The sequence below is a fragment of the Pseudomonas sp. KBN12P06040 genome (genome assembly GCF_037574965.1).
GTDB lineage: Bacteria > Pseudomonadota > Gammaproteobacteria > Pseudomonadales > Pseudomonadaceae > Pseudomonas > Pseudomonas aeruginosa.
Genome location: NZ_JBBELS010000002.1, coordinates 299,644 through 313,756, shown reverse-complemented (window position 1 = coordinate 313,756; position 14,113 = coordinate 299,644). Strand labels below are relative to the sequence as shown.

Genomic DNA, 14,113 nt, shown 5'->3' with positions numbered 1-14,113 from the left:
CGGCTGCTGGGCAAGATCAGTACGGCGACATGGTTGAGCAATTCATTCAAAACGCGCCAGCGCTTGCCATCATGTATCTCGCTTATAGCCAACCAACCGTGAAATCTGTCATCGACGAACTGAATGCTGTCGGTCAGTTTGGTCTTGATCTTTCAAACCTCACCTGCAGTGGCGTACGGCAGCGTGCCGACAAGGCGTACGAAGAAAACATGCAGGTGATGGCCGAAGCTGACTGCACCGTCGAAGAGGGCTACAAGTCCGCGAAGTGCATGTCTGGTGACGGGATCACCAGCAGCCTCATTACCCGAATGAAGGACACCAAAAACACAATTACCAGTCGAGCGACATCATTGATGAATGGCGTGTCAGGGATGACCGGCGGCCTGATTGGCGTGAAAGGGGGCGGCTCTTCAAATGGGAGTTCGTCGGGATCGAGCGGCGGCGGATCAGGAAATGGTTCTGGATCGGGCGCAGGTTCTGCTCCATTGCCCAGCAAGAACTGTGGTGCCAAGCCTGAAGATGGCAAAACCTCCCTCGTGCTGGCTGCATCTGAGCTTGGCTGTGATGACATCAAGAAATATTCGGGCTTACTGCCAAATTACAGCACCGAAGAGGACGCGCATACGGTCACTCCTCGGACCATTTCGCTTGAAGATGAGTCGAAGAAGCTGACTCAGGAGTATCAAAGCCTCTACGCGAACGTATATCAAGCAGACCCAGCAACCTTCGAAAAAAGCGACGCTTATAAGGAGTTGGTGAATCGCGGCGGCATCGTCATCACCGAAACTGAATTTAAATTCATGCGCAAACTGGGCACTACAAATCCCGCACTGTTTGCCAAAGCCCAACAAAATCTCGCCACGCTGGCCATGATGAAAGAGCTAGACGAGGTTATTTCCAAGCTTGAAGTGGGGGTAATGACCGGGCTGGCGAACCAAGTTGACGACCAAGCAATAAGCTCCAATGATCAGGCTCGGTATTCAAATGCACTATCCTCGCTTCGCAAAGAATATGAAATGCTCCAGAACAAGATTAAGCATGACATGGAGCGAAACAAACTAATCGAGCAGACAGCTAAGGCGGTAATAAATGGCTGATGTTGATGTCGATAACTCCGTAAAGGACTACGACTTCCTCAAGCTCGTAGATTCTAATTTTGCTGACTTGGTCGGTTACTACCTTGGTCTTTGGCAGGACTACCACACCCTTCTGGTTAACTCCGCCGGAGTTATTATCGGAGGTCTAGGTCTTGCCTGGACCTCCATCCTAATGATGAGGAGCCCTGAGGATAAACTGAGGTCGGTTTTCACCGGCCTCACGGGCACCTGCCTAATGTTTTTACTTCTTTCAGTCTCTACATTCACATTCCCCGGCACAGGTAGCTCTGTTCAAATGGCGCGCGGGGGGGGATGGTCGCTGACTATAGTCGGTAACATCTACGCAATCTTTAAGTCTGCACTTGACAAGGTCAATGAAGGAAAGATTACGGAAGATGCATTCAGCAGGGCCTACCACGTAACTAACCAAAACACCCTAAAACGTTTTGCTGACAGCCCTGTGTATCCACTTTATTCGGATTATTTAAATAAGTGCGAGCCTGCATTCATCGCTGCTAATGGGAAGTCCCCCGAAGCGTTAAGTGCAGGACGATATGTTGGATTCTTCGGGTCTACCGGAATCGGTGCAAACGAGATTGAGTTCGAAGACAGCAGAGGCTTTCTGGACAAGATCACGGGCAATGGCGAGGCCAATTATGATAACCCTACCAACTCCACCTGGCTGAAGCGTGATGGTGGCAATGCAGTAGTAGAAGGTACAAAGAAGGGTATGGCTATGCTCGACAAGATCGAGGGTGATAGCAATCCTTATGACGGCACGAACCCACCCCAAGGCTTCGAGATCCCAACCGAAGCTTATTGGGTCCAGAAGCTCTTTCCTGAAAAAGCTGGGGAAGTTTCTGACCAAGCATTGTCTCTTGACGCTAACGACTCGAAGTACAAAAAATATTTGAACTCGGGCTTCAAAGAAGCACCAAACACAGGTGCAAAGCAGAACTTCTATCCCAAGACCTGCAAAGACATGTTCTTGATGATCGACATGGCACAGAGAAACTTCAACTCTGCCGTCCAAAAACATGCTCCTGCTTATCAGGAAAACTCATTCAGACGGGATGGTGATGATGCGGCGGCAATAATGCTCAATCACATTCGGAATGAAGCCTCTCAGCGGAAAAAGGGACAGTCGGAGCTACTTACCTATGGCGGTATGTACTACCAAGATTCCGATGTCCGCGATCCAATGACCATGTTGTTCGAGAGCGGAACAACTAAGTTTATGGATATAGGCAAAACCTTCCGCGAATGGATGCTTACTGTAAAAATTCCCATGATGATAAACGGTGCCGCCATGCTCGCGGCACTAATGGGAATTACATTCCCCATCTTTGCAGTTTTCGGCATATTCTGGTCGACGAGGGTAATCTTCACCTCTGTTAAGATTATTGCTTTTTGCTTTATTGTTGCATTCGTGAATGATCTTTGCTTAACAATGGCTTCAACAATGCTTGCAGTTAATGCTGAGACCATGCAAGGCTACAATATGGGCAACTATGCTCAAAACTCCACCCTATTAATATCGGCCGGAACTGGCCAGTACATTATTTTTGTTGCGTTGACCGTTATTGAAATCATCTTCGCTAAACTTTTGCTCTGGGATGATGTTAAGAGTCTTGGAGGCTTCAATCCTGCCGGTGCAACTACCGGATTGGCGGCAACCGGTATGGCCGTAGTGGGAGCAGCAATACGACTTGCGGGGGCTGCTTTGCCTGGCGGAATTGCAGGTACAGCTGGGGCACTAGCCAGTGGCGGCGCCAGTGCTGCAGGTGCCCCTTCTGGAGGTAATCCAACACCTGGTGGGGGGGGCGGTAGTGGCGGCGGTGGTCCAGCGCAGCAGAAAGTACAAACTGCGGCCCAGGTTTCGGGAGGGATCGCCGGAGGGCTGGGAGGAGGTGGCGGTGGACAAACTGGCGGTGGCCCAGGTTCATCGGGTGCCAACGCACGTTTGGGAGTGAAAATTCCAACTCCGCAGGCTTCTCAGTCCTCCAAAGGCCAGCGCTCGAGCTTGGACGATCTCATCTGATAGACCTAATCCTGCTCAGGGCCCATATTGGGCCCTTTTTTTTTGCTTGAAATCCGAACACCGGGCGGTATAACGATCGCCATCCGAAGATGGAGAATGAACGATGAAGGGAAAAATGATGTTGCTGGCATGCCTTCTGGTAAGCGCATGCGGGAATGGGGAAGTCGAGAACAATGCGGCCGGGGTTGCCTCCACAGGCCAGGTGGATGGGCACCCAGACTGGAAAATGCCTAACTCAACCGTCTACGAGATAGTGAACAGTCCGAACAAAAAGGCTACGTATGGCTATGAATTCCGCGCCAAACGAACCAAGGACTGGGAATCGGAAGGGTGGACAGTTTGGGTTGCTTCCAACACCTACTCCGATGCAAAGGCACAGCTTAATAATGCCGGCCAAGCCGAGCAAAGCCATGTACGAGCTCGCCGTGAAGGACGGGCTATGTGGGATCTGAAGCTGCTCCTAAAAAATGCAGGGCTTCCGGTGTCCATCAATTATCTGTCGTATGGCCAGATGCCTATGTCCACTGTACGAACAGCTCAACGTGACCATGGCGTTGGGATGACATTCTTCGGAGACGAATGTGGTACTGGATTCCGGGAGTGTGTCGACCACTACTACTACTCGCCGGCACTACGGCTGAAAGAGCGCGGTAAGGTATCGTTCAAAGAGTGGCTCGCTCCTTACAGCTACTTCCCTGACAACGAGTGGGGCCAGATGAATCAACGTACGATGCTGGCACAGGGATTTGGTGCAGACGAATCGTCGGCGTTCTACGACTGGTGGCCAACGATGGTCTTTCTGGTCAACCCCGACAATGAAGTCGTACGCGCTTGGCTTCCTCAAACCGGTAACGCCGCAACCCCACATACCATTCTTCGCGCTGTAGTGGAGGAAATGGACGTGGACCCGAAGACAGTCTCATTGACCGGGGCTCGCCCAGCCCAGTACACCACCTTCCCCAACCATGCATACTTTGGCACCAGCATGGAAGACAAGGCGATCCAGGATATCGCCAAGATCCTGGAGGACATTTCGGGATGATTGGATCGCTTCACTTTCAAATCAACGAAGAGTCGGTTCCCTGCTATGTCCTTGACATGGCTGGGAACCTGATTCGCCGCGCGGCCGTAGGTTCTCCACTTACGCTGATCCCCTACGCCGTTGAGTTGGTGACTCCGGCGGCTGAAGTGATTGCCCCACGCCCCTGGTCGATCACGCCTGAAACGGTAATGTCCCGTGTCACGAAGGTTGCTCCTCTGCTGCCAGAGGTCGGCCGTGCGTACCCACGAAATTCGGTTGAACAGATCCTCATGCCGTTCGCACCTCAGGTAGAAACGGATGAGTCTGATGAATCGATAATTCAGGCTATCGACATGCTGCCTGGATTGGATGAAGAGTCGGCCAAGGCGGTAAGAGAGACTCTTGCGATCCACGGTATCCACCCAATCCCTGTGAGTGGTAACTACAACGAGAATCTTCATCAGGCCCGCGCCGGCGAGATTTGCGTTGGGGAGGTCGTGAAGGTCGCAGATGGCTGGTTTTCAAACATGAAGGTGTACCGGAAAGCACTGGTTCGTTCTGCTTAGGTTACGGGTCCGAACGTGTGCCACCAGCCCAACACCTGAATTTTTTTGGTGAATCCAATGCGCAGCATTCAGATGAACAACGACTTCGATTTCGATACGGACACCAGCTACCTTCAGCAAGACGATGCATTTTCGGTGAACGAAATGCTCTCGGAATGGCCTACGACCAAGAATGCGTTTGTTAAACGCCTGGCCAACACTTTGGGCCAGGGTGCGTATTTCGAAGCTCTACGCCTGCAGGACTTCATGGACCTGGTTGGCTCTACGGCCGTCGCTCGACCGCGTGAGACTGTCACATACGAGGTTCACCTTCGCGATAGGGACACCCTGCTCGTCGACGTTGCCATCACCTCGATCGCCGGCACGAATCCCCCGATCTCCGCGGACAACGCTGGCTTCTTTAAGTACGCCCTTCGCTGGTTTGCAAAAGAGCGTCCGAAGATCAAGCTCTCTGCTCGAGCTGACGGCCTTTTCTGGGTTCACCTGCCCGAGTAATTTCAGATCAAAAAAAAGGCTATCGGGAGCTCCAGATAGCCTTTTTTATTGCCCATTCTCAGAGGCCTATGTCCACTGATGCCATGGGGTCAGGGACGAATAAAGGAGCCGGAGGTTCAGGCGTCACGTCTTGTGGAGCAGCCGAGATCGCGCTGGCGACCGAGTTCGCATGCCCCACTGGCTCATCAAGCCTGGGATTTCCGGACGGCTCAGCCACCCCAGCGGCAGCATCTTGACTCAGCACCGTCCGTGTAGATTCGGGGCACGATCTGGCAAGAGCATAATCTGTCATTGCCTGCATCACCGCTTCTGGAGCACCAAAGCTCAACGACACGTGGCGGTTCAGCATGTTGAGGAAGACAGTTTGTCGATTGCCATGCCCCAAGCCTTTGTAGAGGCGGAAGAGTTCGGGGTAGTAATCCTCTCTCAGAGTCATCTTCACCTCGACTGCGCGCTCGTCAGAATGCGCCGGCGGGGTGAAGTCACTCAACGTGACAGGCCACTGTTTCTGGCAGGCAGCTGAAATGCTGAACACCATCTGATTTCCGGCTCTGGGCCCATGTTGGCCCAGGGCTTCGATCAACGCATCGTGGTGGCCAGGGATGAGCTCCGCTCGGATCACGACTTTGCTCATCTGTGCGTTACCCCTGGCGGATCAAAGCATGCTCTTTGAAATACTGACTGACCATGAAGCGGTAGTACCCGCGGACAATCGACTTGTCAGGGTCTTTTGCGCTGTAGATCGGGCAGGTGATGTGGCGCTTCAAGAGAGGGCGGCCAAGAACGGTAGTTCCACCGCCGGCGGCTACCATCCCTTTCAGGAAATCAGTTGAGCCCCACAACTGCTTGATGAAGCGAGGAATGGTCTGATCGGTGAAAGCCTGGCGCGCGGGAAAGCTGATCGGTTCCATATCGATCTTGGTTCCACGCCAGATGAAGTGGCCTTCCCTCAGCCAGACATCCATCGTGTACTCGTTGATCTGGTTGTCTAATGCGAAGTTTTTCGGAAGCTTCGCTCCCTTCTTCGTGATGAGCTCGTTCAACTGCTCAGGGTTACTCAGAGAGGTGTAGATCGCTTTGTGGATGTCAGAGACGCCACTGGATTCGCCGTATCGGATATCACTGACACGACCATTATTGAACTGCCCACCGTCGATCGTGCCGTAGCCGATATCGATGATGCCGTACTTACCTTTGACCATTTCGTTGGGATCAAGCGGGTTACCCTCTTCGTCCTCGAGCTCTGGATCGAACCATGGGCCAGCGAACTGGGGAAGGATCTTGACCAGCTCTGGATGGTAGCCGTCTTCTCGTGCCCACTTTTTCAGATCGGCCTCGAACTCGGCCGCGTGGGTGGCGAAGAATTCGGTCGGTAATCCTGTAGCGATGACCGGGTTCTTGATATTCGCATCCTTCAGCACCTTCAGAAAGAGCACTCGAATCTCGTCGGATTTGTAGAAGCTCGAGTCTGTGCTACGAGAGCGCGCACCCTCTTCCCTGCAATCATCACCCACCAGGTAGCGACGACCGTTCTTCGTGGTGAAGACTTCCCGACTGAGGGCTCCACCAAGACTGCTGCCGGCATAGGGTGCAACCAAGGATGGATATTCCCCGCTGGCACCGTTACCGGCCTTGTAGCTCGTCGAGCCGTTGCCCAGATCTATGGCAACCAATTGCTCAAGCTTCATAGACATTAAATCCCCTCATGGTCAAAGCAACGCTTGAAAAAGGCCGCGTAGTGCGAGCCATTCATCCATAGACGCTGCGATAGTTTTTTGTTGCCTAAGGATGCTGCCTGAATGCTTACCCAGGTAGCAGTGAGAGATGACATCACTCGTGATCCACTGCGTCGGCGGCCTCCTCTTCTGACGCCCTATTGCTTCAGCTACCTCACCAGGTGTCGGGTTTCGCCCCAACTCTTTAGCCAAGCTCGCTTTCATCTCCGCGCGGAGCATGCTCCGCTTGAACTCTTCGATCGGCTCAGTTTTCCGGGCCCCAGTGACCCGATTAAAAATTCTGACCACCCTGAAGATAGGCTGCGATGGGCCCAGCGGATCACTTTGATCGACATCCTGGCGGCAGATGATCGACCTATATCGTACAGGCTGCCTGGCCTGGTTGAACTCGATTAAGGCCTCCTGAAGTTCTGAGTCGACCAACTCGAAACGGCCAATCAAGGTTTCAAGCTTCATTGGAGCGCTGCCCCCCAGCCGTTCAATCGCACCAACCCAAGCGCTGATCACCGAGCCAAAGCGAACGACGTCAATGTCTAGAGGCATTCCTAACGTATGCGCCCATCGACTCACACGTTCTGAAAAGTGGAGAAGGTCACCCAGGTCGTTGAGAAATTCAGTGGTAAGCCGTTTCCCCAGGAGCGAAGTTAGCAGATCGATTACGTCAGGCTCGGCATCAGGAAGGATGGCCTTTCGGTAGCTCTGCAGTCGTCCCTCAATCCGCTCGTTGCACTTTAGGTAGAGCCGGAGAGAGCCAGACGATTTCCGGGAGGCTCTCCATTTCCAGAAAGTGGAGATGGTTCTCCCGTCTTGCTCAATTGGAAAACGTGAAAGAGCGATTTCAAGCTGCATGAGCTTTTCGGTAGCAGACCGGGCTGCGGTACGCAGGGAATTGAGGAGCGCCAGAAATGTCTCTGACCGGCGCCTTACCGAGTGCTCGTACTCATCAACATACCCTTTAGCCAGGGCATCACGGATTTCCTTCTTCAAAAGTCACCCTACTGAATGTTTTCTGTAATTTTCGGAAATTCTGGGCATTTTCTTCTCCCCTTATTCGCCTCTAATCGGCCTTAACCGGCGCAAGCATCCTTTTCCCGCCCTAGAACTCCCCGATATCGCCCCGTAAGGCCCCTTTCACGCCCGGAATCCGATCTAAATTCCGTTTCCGCAATGAGTCTGAAAATCACCCATAAATGCCCTTAGCCGTCCTTTCTAGGCATCTCCAGGCCAACACCGGCCCTTAAATCCCTTATCCCGCCCCATGACGACATTTATGGCCCCACACGAACGCCTTCGAGAGCCAGAATTTCGCAAAATGACCTCTTCAGTAGGTTTTTTGGGTAAATTAGGTAAGCAATTCACCATTGAAACGGCAGGACGCGGGCCGACTGCGTTCCCCTATTTTTGGTTAAAACCCCGTCTAATGTAATAGTACGGATTTCTTAGGATTTTGCTTCTTCAAGGCACTTACCCAATTTCCCCATATGGAACGACTCTCCACCGTCCAGGCTGCTAACCACCTCCACATTTCTCGGCCCACCATGCGGAAACTGCGCAACACCGTTCTCCCTCCTGACGAGGTGTCAGGCAGTGGCAGGCCCTATTGGTACCGAAGCACGCTCGATAACTACCGAGCTGGCTTGGATACGCAGAAAGCCATTGCCCTATACATCACGTGCGTTGTTGACGGGATTGGACTTGGCGGTGACGTGACAACCATGCCGCTATTGAAAGACGTCCACTTAAGGGAGTACCGGCCAGCATCTGGAACCAGGACAGAGCAGTTGATCGAGGTCCTCAACGAGATCCAGAGGGTTAAACCAGCCGCGGTGATCCTCCCATTTCAGCGGGTGCTGACTCCCCCCGCCGCGGTGGTCACTGATCTGTGTTACGACCTTGGGATTGCCGTCGTACTGCAAGGGAAGGCCTGATGCGGCTTAGGGGGGCACGCAGTGGGCTACTTCGTGTAGCCCATTGAGGATGGCCAAGGTCTTGATGCCAAGGCGAGCGCTGGCACGATGGCTTGTTCGGTTAACCGGCGCAGAAGGATTGCTGCCTGCCCTGCTGAGCAGCCTGGTAAGGGGGACGTTCTTGTGGACTTGGCGCTGTCATCAGGGTAGCGGACAAGCTCCCCTTTATATAGGAAGCAGACCAAGGGCTCACTCAGTGCTTAGTGCTGCCCTTAAAACCCAGCTTCGTACCAGCATCAATTGGCCGCGCACCGCAGTAGATGTTGCGAAGGGCACCAACCAGGTGCTCTCCCCCGCCAGCTCTTTCATTCAGATAAGCAACAATGAGGTCGAGATCTGCTGCATGGGTGTGGTCCATCCAGACCACCTCTGCGCACACGTCGCCATTGTCCTGATAGACCAGAGCGATTATTGACGGGACACCGTCCACGCTTTCCACCAACCAACCCCTCACTCTCTGCGCGCCGAAGGCGTGATGCCCCGCTACAGCCTTCATTGCATCGCTGTGTACACCGATCATCAGTTTTGTACTCCCATTTACACATTCCCGACCTTAACGACGATCGGTGCAATTTCCAGCCAGCAGCTAAAACCAACGTGTCACGCGCTGACGGTTTTCAGGCGCCAAAACCCTGATGAATACTGGCGTTGCGCCATACCATGGCTTTGACCCAGCCCACACAAACTAGGCGCGCATGTCACCAAATCGGCCTCGGACCCGCCTATTTCGCGGGATTTCAGCCACCTTTTTTGGGTTGCCTGTCCTTTTCTTGCCCCATAAAATCGCCGCGAACTACCAGCGGACAATCTGCGGATGGCCACTGGAGTTGGTGCAGTGACAGCTGAAAAAGCTGCACTCACTGTTTGAGGGGGGGGCCAATTGGCAATCAGCCGATTGGAGATTGTTGCGGTGTCGGCTTCCGACACCGCGACGCTTAGGACCGGCTGTTCTTGCCGGAGGAGGGGCCATGCGCTCACAGCGCAATAATTGGCTGACGGGATTGTCACGCGAGGAGTTCGCGCAGCTCGATCCGTGGGAAGTCGTCTGCCATCCCGAGTCAAGACCACAGTGGATCGCTGAGGTTCGTTCAAAGCTGCGCGTCTGCCTGACGGACGACGAGATCCTGTCCATCCTTCAGATCGGGCTCTACAAGGCCGTCGCTTCCGCGATCGAGCTTTATCAAGATGTCGAGCCTCATCAACGTGCTGCCCATATCATCGGCGCGGCTCTCAACTACATACGTTGGGACGGACGCGGGGATGTGCTTGCTGAAGTTCCTGGCAGCTCGGCTATCAATATGGGTGACCTGGTAACCGAACTTGGTCCTCGCTCCCATTCTCTTCAGTCCGACTACATGCTCGCGTCTGCACAGTTTTCTGAGGCGCTGGAATACGCACCTCAGTTCCTGGCTGATGGGGTCCTTCTACCGGACGAGACCGGCCAAACCTGCCACCAATACATCGAACAGATCCGCCACCTTCTTTCTGCCCGTGAGCACCACATCCTGAGGCTGGCTGTTATTGAGAATCAGGAGTCCGGCGCGATTGCTGAGATACTGAAGATCTCAAGAAAGCAGACATGGAAGGTACGTCGCGGCCTGAAGCGGAAGCTAGCTGAAATCGCCAGTGAGGCCGGCGCCTCGAAGGAATTCATCCGAGCGGTTTCGACAGGAGCAGCCGAATGCAGCGCCAGTCAATAACCGAATTCCTCCATGAAAAGGTGTATCCCGAAATAGATGCAGTCTCGTCAGGCTTGCTCGACCACCTGAAGCCGACGAAGCTTCAGACCTCAGGGACATACCGGATGCTCTGCCCGGCCTGCGGAATGCATGAGGCCTTCCATCATCCTGGAACCCACTTGATCCATTGTCCGCGCAAGAAGAACTGTGGCGAATCGACGTCGCTGTGGGACGTGATGGAGAAATCGGGCTACTCGAGGAAGGAGATCGTAGAGCGCCTATGCGACCTTGCCCGAGTCGCCCCCCCTTCGAACAAAAATCCTGAAGGTCGTATCAATGGCTCCCCTGCCCCCCTCTCCCCAGGGCGCGCCATTATCCAAGCGACCCAAATCCTGGCCCGCAAGTACCCGGACCTTCTTCAGCAGCTGCAGACGGATCGTGGTTACAACGATGAGCAGATGGCGACGATGCGACTTGGCGTCTATTCGTCCCCCGAAGAGGTTCTGGCTTTACTCGAGGAGCGAGGTATCTCCCGGGAAGTAGCCATCGCCAAGGGATACATCTTGGTCGAGGAGAACAACCCTTCGAAGTACCGGCGGACGATGAACAATCGTGTCATCGGTTACTGGCCGCATCCTGATGGGGACGTTCGTCTCTGGGGACGCCTGCCTTCCGGCAAAGGCGATCGATGGAACAAGAAGTATATGTTCGCCGACTCGCTCAAGAAGGACACCCCGTATCTGTTCAGCATGAGGAAGCCCGGCCCCCTAATTGCTGTTGAGGGTACTTTCGATGGCTGGTCGATCCAGTTCATGGGGTTCTGGGGTACCGCTATTGGGCAGGCTTCCATCAATGCTGGTCAGGCGGCCTTCCTCGCAGGTGAAGGTGTCACCGAGGTGGCACATATGGTGGACGGCGACATCGCGGGGTATGAAGGCGGGATCGTCTCGATCAGAAACTGCGAACCTGCAGGCATCGTCACGGCCATTGTCCCGCTGGGCCAAGGCATGGATGACCCTGATGCACTCCGAAAAGCTGGACGCACCGCCGAGTTCGAGAAGCTCATTGCGTCCAGGATGAACGCAGGCGAGTTCCTGGCTCGCATGTGCCACACCTATGCATCGGAATCTCCCCCGAACATTTCCGGCATTCGAAAGATCCACGCGATCGTTCCCATGCTTACCCCAGTTTCAACAAAGCACTGGAAGGACTGGAGCCAAACCTTAGGAGTCAGTGAACCTAAGGACGTCGCCTCGGTGCGCCTCCTCTCCTCACTGGTCGATGGTGGCTTTGATCTCGACGAGGCTCTTGCCTTGGTCCTCAAGCGCACAGGCTTCCGCATCACGCTCACACAGGAAACCGTCAATGGCTGAAGGAAAAGCAAGCAGCCCTGTTCGTCAGATCCTCACGTTGATCCTCTCGGTCACGCTGATCCTTTACATCGGCAAGATCTACCTCCGTACGCCGGAGTATCGACACATCGAGGTCTGCTACCTGCCCCACAAGGCTGCCCATCTCTTCTGGGTTGATGTGTGGGGCGCCTTGGTGCCTGACGACACCGCCTCATATCTCAAGCACTCACGCGACCTTGAGGAATTCTTCAACTCCTGCGTCCAGCGCACAGCGCACTGGACCTGGCTCCGGTCTTTTGGCCCAAGCAACCAAGGTGACAACAATGGCTGATGAACGCAGCAATGAAGCTCTACACCCGACCAAAGAGGTTCGGATCACTGGCGAACGATCTGCAACCCTGGTGGGTATGGCAATCCAAGCCTCCCGCGTTGATACCACGATCCTCCAGATGAAAATGGCCGGCTCACCTGAGACTCGGCGCCGTGCAAATGAGGCTGCCGACCGATTCGAGCGCGCCTTGAACGCATTCGATGCAGAAATGCGAGAGGTGAACAAGGACCTGAACCTCAACCGGAACGGCGGCGGGCAGTCCGCTCGATCCGCGCAACAGTCTGGCCAATCGAAGCAAGCCCCTAAACCTGTCCTGCAGAAAGCGAAAAAGGGCGGAGAGCAACAAACTCAAGCCCAGGGCAACGCTAAGGCAACTCAGACCGGTCAGCAGAAGCAAGGCAGCAACGCCAAACCTCAGGGCCAGCAACAGAAGAACGCCGCCGGCCAAAAAAACAATGGCAAAGCTCAACAGCCGGCGGGCGCGGCTTCCAAGCCACAGAAACCTACTGCGCCAGCGGTAAAGGAAGCTACTCCGGCTCCGGAAGTAGCCGCTGAAGCCCAGGCATAAGAAAGGAGGGATGATGAGCAGTCTCAGCAATTTAAAGGAGGCAACCCGGCTTCTGCCGGGTTGGGTACCTCCGTTCTTTTTGTCGTGCCTGGTAGTTGGTCTGTATGTACTGGCCGTGTTCACTTATAAGGACAGACCGAGTGATCTCGTAGAGACGGCAACGACGGCTGCCATCGTCCTCTCCATCGTGATTGCTTTCGCTTTCCTGGTGTCGGCGATTGTTAAAGCCGATCCCGGGAAGCTGGGGAAGTCTATGAGCGATGGTTTCGCTCGCGGCCTTCACTTCGTTTGGGCAACAGCATCCGCAGGACTGGCAACGTACGTAGGCGCAGCTGGCATTTACAGAGCGGTGACAGACAATCTGGGTTACAGCATCTCTGCCCTCCTGGTTGCTGCTCTGCTGGGTGGCGCCTATTGGGCTACGTCCTCCAAGAAGGAGGTCAAGCCTGAAACCACCGACCCGATTTCCGGGATGTCTAAAGCACTTGCTCTCCCTGAAACGTTCGCGCAGACGCCAGCCCAACGGCCGGCCTTTCAGGTGACAATGGCTGATACAACACGCTTGGCCATACACCAAGCCGCACGGATCATCGCTTACAAAGGCAGCAACTGCCTGATCGATGGCAGTTTCTACGCAGACCTGGATCTCAATGCCCGTACCGCCAAGATCTTCTCGGACATGAACCTGATTGCTACTGGCCAATTCATCAATTGGCGCATGCACATGCTTCTGATTGGTAGCGCAGCAGAACAGGTCATCCGCGGCACCGCAAGCGAAGCAGCCTTCGATGACCTGCAGTCGTTCGACGACCTTGCTTCGAAGTTCTTGATGTTGGGCGACGGCCGCCATGCGTTCTACAGGCCAGCAAATGATGCCGAAGCAACGCTGAAGGCTTCACGCCTGGCGATGATCCGCAAGAACGTATGGTCGCGTTGCATGGCTGCCGTTGAGATGAACAAAGAGGCCATTATCCAACTCGTACGCCTGATGCGTATTCAGCCTTGCCTCACCCATGGAGACATCAAACACCTGCTTGAGAAGGTCGAGATGCCGCTTGATTTCCCCATAGCGGAGTTCGATACCGACGAGATGATGGAGCGCGCGCTGCTCGGGCTCGTCCATGAGGCCGAACCTGTGGAAGAGGATGATCACTCCCAAACATCGTCCCTGGACGAACAACCGCCAAGCACCCGACCGGACAATGTGCGGGAGTTTCAGCCGCGCAACACCACACTCCAGGCCTGAAGACTGGAAACCAA

15 protein-coding genes are annotated in these 14,113 nt (G+C 54.4%); 11 read left to right on the top strand and 4 right to left on the bottom strand.

Translation table 11 applies throughout. The features are described from left to right. Nucleotides 1–29: 29 nt before the first annotated feature. From VQ067_RS32330 to VQ067_RS32310, 5 genes are all read left to right on the top strand, one after another. A complete protein-coding gene (locus VQ067_RS32330) occupies nucleotides 30–1,097 on the top strand; it encodes a hypothetical protein (RefSeq protein WP_340080985.1) in 1,068 nt (355 codons plus the stop codon). Further along, nucleotides 1,090–3,138 carry a hypothetical protein gene (locus tag VQ067_RS32325; RefSeq protein ID WP_070091432.1) on the top strand — a complete coding sequence of 683 codons (2,049 nt, stop codon included), beginning with the start codon at nucleotides 1,090–1,092 and terminating at the stop codon, nucleotides 3,136–3,138. The genes VQ067_RS32330 and VQ067_RS32325 overlap by 8 nt, the downstream gene beginning before the upstream one ends. A 103-nt stretch (nucleotides 3,139–3,241) precedes the next feature. Then, nucleotides 3,242–4,180 carry a hypothetical protein gene (locus tag VQ067_RS32320; protein WP_023111072.1) on the top strand — a complete coding sequence of 313 codons (939 nt, stop codon included), beginning with the start codon at nucleotides 3,242–3,244 and terminating at the stop codon, nucleotides 4,178–4,180. Then, nucleotides 4,177–4,725, top strand: a complete 549-nt coding sequence (locus tag VQ067_RS32315; RefSeq protein ID WP_031628679.1) for a hypothetical protein — start codon at nucleotides 4,177–4,179, stop codon at nucleotides 4,723–4,725. The genes VQ067_RS32320 and VQ067_RS32315 overlap by 4 nt, the downstream gene beginning before the upstream one ends. Before the next feature lie 72 nt (nucleotides 4,726–4,797). Further along, the gene (locus VQ067_RS32310; RefSeq protein WP_171886956.1) at nucleotides 4,798–5,220 is read left to right on the top strand and encodes a hypothetical protein; all 423 of its coding nucleotides are present in this window, start codon (nucleotides 4,798–4,800) and stop codon (nucleotides 5,218–5,220) included. A gap of 58 nt (nucleotides 5,221–5,278) precedes the next feature. Here VQ067_RS32310 and VQ067_RS32305 read toward each other — a convergent pair whose 3' ends face one another. Genes VQ067_RS32305 through VQ067_RS32295 form a run of 3 tightly spaced genes read right to left on the bottom strand, consistent with a single transcriptional unit; the run spans nucleotide 5,279 to nucleotide 7,943 of the window. Then, complete coding sequence (locus tag VQ067_RS32305) at nucleotides 5,279–5,854, bottom strand: hypothetical protein (protein WP_042857283.1); 576 nt, start codon at nucleotides 5,852–5,854, stop codon at nucleotides 5,279–5,281. A 7-nt stretch (nucleotides 5,855–5,861) separates the two neighbouring features. After that, entirely contained in the window at nucleotides 5,862–6,908 is a 1,047-nt protein-coding gene (locus VQ067_RS32300; RefSeq protein WP_223218636.1) for a ParM/StbA family protein, read from the bottom strand. Nucleotides 6,909–6,929: 21 nt separating this feature from the next. After that, a complete protein-coding gene (locus tag VQ067_RS32295) occupies nucleotides 6,930–7,943 on the bottom strand; it encodes a hypothetical protein (protein ID WP_010794288.1) in 1,014 nt (337 codons plus the stop codon). A 650-nt stretch (nucleotides 7,944–8,593) separates the two neighbouring features. Between VQ067_RS32295 and VQ067_RS32290 the strand changes: the two genes are divergently transcribed. Then, complete coding sequence (locus VQ067_RS32290; protein WP_170831729.1) at nucleotides 8,594–8,884, top strand: hypothetical protein; 291 nt, start codon at nucleotides 8,594–8,596, stop codon at nucleotides 8,882–8,884. 232 nt (nucleotides 8,885–9,116) lie between these two features. Here the strand turns inward: VQ067_RS32290 and VQ067_RS32285 are convergent, their stop codons facing one another. Then, nucleotides 9,117–9,443 carry a hypothetical protein gene (locus VQ067_RS32285; protein WP_042857284.1) on the bottom strand — a complete coding sequence of 109 codons (327 nt, stop codon included), beginning with the start codon at nucleotides 9,441–9,443 and terminating at the stop codon, nucleotides 9,117–9,119. A 448-nt stretch (nucleotides 9,444–9,891) separates the two neighbouring features. On the opposite strand from VQ067_RS32285, the gene VQ067_RS32280 reads away from it, so the two are divergent. The 5 genes from VQ067_RS32280 to VQ067_RS32260 are packed head-to-tail and all read left to right on the top strand — an operon-like array spanning nucleotide 9,892 to nucleotide 14,099. Continuing rightward, on the top strand, nucleotides 9,892–10,623 hold the full coding sequence (locus VQ067_RS32280; RefSeq protein ID WP_042857285.1) for a hypothetical protein: 732 nt from the start codon (nucleotides 9,892–9,894) through the stop codon (nucleotides 10,621–10,623). Continuing rightward, nucleotides 10,605–11,975, top strand: a complete 1,371-nt coding sequence (locus VQ067_RS32275; RefSeq protein ID WP_042857286.1) for a hypothetical protein — start codon at nucleotides 10,605–10,607, stop codon at nucleotides 11,973–11,975. Before VQ067_RS32280 ends, VQ067_RS32275 begins: the two co-directional genes overlap by 19 nt. After that, nucleotides 11,968–12,285: a hypothetical protein gene (locus tag VQ067_RS32270; protein WP_019486169.1), complete on the top strand. Its 318-nt coding sequence runs from the start codon at nucleotides 11,968–11,970 to the stop codon at nucleotides 12,283–12,285. Before VQ067_RS32275 ends, VQ067_RS32270 begins: the two co-directional genes overlap by 8 nt. Beyond that, the gene (locus VQ067_RS32265) at nucleotides 12,278–12,853 is read left to right on the top strand and encodes a hypothetical protein (protein ID WP_070091434.1); all 576 of its coding nucleotides are present in this window, start codon (nucleotides 12,278–12,280) and stop codon (nucleotides 12,851–12,853) included. Before VQ067_RS32270 ends, VQ067_RS32265 begins: the two co-directional genes overlap by 8 nt. A gap of 13 nt (nucleotides 12,854–12,866) precedes the next feature. Beyond that, nucleotides 12,867–14,099: a hypothetical protein gene (locus tag VQ067_RS32260; RefSeq protein ID WP_019486171.1), complete on the top strand. Its 1,233-nt coding sequence runs from the start codon at nucleotides 12,867–12,869 to the stop codon at nucleotides 14,097–14,099. The last annotated feature ends 14 nt before the right edge of the window (nucleotides 14,100–14,113 follow it).